The following is a 593-nucleotide window of genomic DNA, read 5'->3' on the forward strand; positions in this document are numbered from 1 at the left end:
GATAGCCGTTATATGCCAACAACACGGTTGCCGCGGTCCCGATTACAGTGGTAATAATCTCTATAATTGACAGGGCTTTAAACCGCATTTCTTTTTGCATCAAAATTGAATAGATCTGCCCGAAATAAACAATCAAGAAGAAAAGAGATGCTATTTTGACAATAGAACTTAAATTAGGCGCATCATAAAATGAAGCTATAACGGGCGACGATATGTAAATGATAGCGAAAATAATAACACCTAAAAAAATATTAAGAAAATACAATGAAGACAGTACTTTCCTGTCCTCTTCCTGCTTAGAAATTATGGAATTATTAAAGCCAAGATTGGAGAACATAGTAAAGAAAACTATGATCATTGAACTAATGCTAACAACGCCGAAAGAAGCTGGTTCCAGAAGTCGGGCTACAATAGATATTTGCAGAAATTGAAGAATAGTGGTTACGCCAGTCGATATTGACACCCATTTTCCGCCTTTTATCGCCTTCTCTTTATTATTCATGTTCCAAAACCAACAATTTTAACTATTATGGAAAAGTGTAGTACCAATCTGTGCCGTTTCAACACAATTATGATATACCCACCCATACCTT

Annotated in this window: 1 protein-coding gene; it reads right to left on the minus strand. The window is 35.8% G+C overall.

What is annotated here, in order from left to right:
• A partial coding sequence (locus ACNOHI_RS25235) for an oligosaccharide flippase family protein (RefSeq protein WP_420477474.1) occupies positions 1 to 502 on the minus strand: 502 nt, incomplete at its 3' end.
• Positions 503 to 593 lie beyond the last annotated feature (91 nt).

The sequence above is a fragment of the Noviherbaspirillum sp. ST9 genome, from assembly GCF_048799745.1.
Classification (GTDB): Bacteria; Pseudomonadota; Gammaproteobacteria; order Burkholderiales; family Burkholderiaceae_D; genus Noviherbaspirillum.